Source organism: Pseudoflavonifractor phocaeensis (assembly GCF_016901735.1).
Classification (GTDB): domain Bacteria; phylum Bacillota; class Clostridia; order Oscillospirales; family Oscillospiraceae; genus Pseudoflavonifractor_A.
On record NZ_JACLZC010000158.1, the window covers coordinates 1 to 928 of the forward strand.

Below are 928 nucleotides of genomic sequence, written 5' to 3' on the forward strand. Positions count from 1 at the left end.
CTTTTTAAATTCTGGTGTGTATCGTTTGTTTGGTATCCCTTTTGGCATAATAAAGCACCCCACTTGTTATTCAGTATACCATACTGTCTAACAAATGGGGTGCAGTTCACGGCCGCTCGGCGTTTTCCTGTGGGGATATTCTACGCATTTCAAAGCCCGTTCCGGCGGGGATCGGAGCAATCCTATTGACGCCCCGTCAACCGTCCGCCAGAAGCCCGCTATGGCAGGGCTTTCAGCGTCTTAACTGCGTAGCCGGAGGCCATTTCCTACACAGCAATCACTATCTGCCGTCTTGACAACTGTTCCTGTGCGTATTGTACTGTATTTGTAGTAGTAATACAGTAAAAACAGAAATGGCGGTGAGAATTTGGAGATCGTCGTGAGTAATAAAGCAAGCCGACCTCTGTATGAGCAGATTTCTTCACAGATCAAGGCGGCTATTATGAGTGGTGAACTGAAAGCCGGGGAAGCTATTCCCTCTGTACGTTCTCTGGCAAAATCATTGCAAATTAGTATTCTTACAGTGCAAAAAGCGTATGCCACCCTGCAAGAGGATGGTTTTATTGAAACAACTGCTGGAAAAGGCTGTTATGTATCAGCACAAAACCAAGACTTCTATCTTGAAGAACAACAGAAGAAAATCGAAGAAAAATTTGCAGAGGCAATCGAGATCGCACGCACAAGCGGTATATCTCTTGATAAGTTGACCGACTTACTTACACTTATGTATCAGGAGGATGATGGAGAATGAATCTCTTTTCGACATCAGTACCTTGCATCTATTGAAAAGGAATATCTTGACGCCAAAGAAAAAGTGATCTGTAGGTTTGTCAAACATATTGGACAGTGAACTCAGAGGGAGAAAGCCAGCCCAGGGGCCTCATGGGAAAGTTGTTTGAGCGGCGGTTGTGGACAGCAAGTTGCTTGG

Annotated in this window: 1 protein-coding gene; it reads left to right on the forward strand. The window is 45.0% G+C overall.

The window, feature by feature from the left end; all coding sequences use genetic code 11:
- Nucleotides 1–367 precede the first annotated feature (367 nt).
- Nucleotides 368–751, forward strand: a complete 384-nt coding sequence (locus H7U37_RS15000) for a GntR family transcriptional regulator (protein ID WP_204876965.1) — start codon at nucleotides 368–370, stop codon at nucleotides 749–751.
- Nucleotides 752–928 lie beyond the last annotated feature (177 nt).